The organism is Streptomyces graminilatus, assembly GCF_001418565.1.
GTDB classification, from domain to species: Bacteria; Actinomycetota; Actinomycetes; order Streptomycetales; family Streptomycetaceae; genus Streptomyces; species Streptomyces graminilatus.
Genome location: NZ_LIQQ01000820.1, coordinates 950 through 1,704, shown reverse-complemented (window position 1 = coordinate 1,704; position 755 = coordinate 950). Strand labels below are relative to the sequence as shown.

Below are 755 nucleotides of genomic sequence, written 5' to 3'. Positions count from 1 at the left end.
CGGCCCTGGTCGAGGAGGCGGGCCGTTCTCCTGCTGCACAGGTTCAGCTGCGACGGCGGTTGGTACTGGCTCTGGGTGAGGATCCTGTAGGCGTTGAGGAATTGCGGATGCTGCTGTCGCCGCAGGCGCTGGCTCTTCTTTCGGAATCGTCCGGTATCCCGCGTCAGTTGCCGCCGGCACTGGCGGATTTCACTGGACGCGGCCAGGAGGTGGCGCGGCTGGTGGAGGCTGCTGAGCGTCCTGGCGGGTGCAGGGTGTGTCTGGTGCACGGGCCGGGTGGGATCGGCAAGACATCTGTCGTGGTGCAGGCTTCTCACCAGCTGATGCAGTTTTTCCCCGACGGTCAGCTCTTCGTCGATCTGAACGGGGCGGAGGAACGTCCTGCTGCCGTGGGCGAGGTCCTTGGCGACTTCCTAGCTGCTCTGGGGACACCGCGCGGAAGAATCCCCGATGATGTGGCCGGGCGGACACGGCAGTTCCGTACGGAGTTGGCCGATCGGCGTGTCCTGATCGTCCTGGACAACGCGGCCAGTGAACAGCAGGTAGCTGCGCTGATTCCGGGTGGTTCTTCGTGCGTTGTCCTGATCACCAGCCGCCAGGCCCTTGCCACGCTGGCCGTGGATGAGCGCGTCGCTTTGCCGGGGTTGGACGAGGGCGCCGCCTGGGATCTGTTGAGGCGGATCAGCGGCCCGGACCGGGTGGACGAGGACCCTGAAGCAGGCCGTGATGTGGTCGGTCTGTGTAGCGGGCTCCCG

At 66.2% G+C, this 755-nt stretch carries 1 protein-coding gene; it reads left to right on the top strand.

What is annotated here, in order from left to right; genetic code table 11:
* Positions 1 to 107: 107 nt before the first annotated feature.
* Positions 108 to 755 (top strand): NB-ARC domain-containing protein (locus AOK08_RS41885; RefSeq protein ID WP_157877046.1); only part of this gene is annotated, 648 nt, incomplete at its 3' end.